The organism is Agrobacterium sp. ST15.16.024 (assembly GCF_027956545.1).
In the GTDB taxonomy this organism is placed as follows: domain Bacteria; phylum Pseudomonadota; class Alphaproteobacteria; order Rhizobiales; family Rhizobiaceae; genus Agrobacterium; species Agrobacterium cucumeris.
On sequence record NZ_JAQKGO010000058.1, the window covers coordinates 1 to 314 of the forward strand.

The 314-nt window shown below is 60.2% G+C and carries 1 protein-coding gene; it reads left to right on the forward strand.

The features are described from left to right. Positions 1 to 314: helix-turn-helix domain-containing protein (locus tag PL640_RS25620; RefSeq protein ID WP_271363883.1), on the forward strand; the 314-nt coding region annotated here is incomplete at both ends.

Sequence of the window (314 nt, forward strand, 5' to 3'; positions counted from 1 at the left end):
CGCGTCAGGACGATCCGTCTTTCGAGATTTCGGACGAAATCCTGACCCATGTGGCCAAGAGCGTGACGGCGAGCGGTCGCGAGCTTGAAGGCGCCTTCAACCAGCTGATGTTCCGGCGCTCTTTCGAGCCGAACCTCTCGGTGGACCGTGTCGATGAGTTGCTGTCGCACCTCGTTGGCAGCGGTGAAGCCAAGCGTGTCCGTATCGAGGACATTCAGCGCATCGTCGCCAGGCACTATAATGTGTCGCGGCAGGAGCTGGTCTCCAATCGCCGTACCCGCGTCATCGTCAAACCGCGCCAGATCGCCATGTAT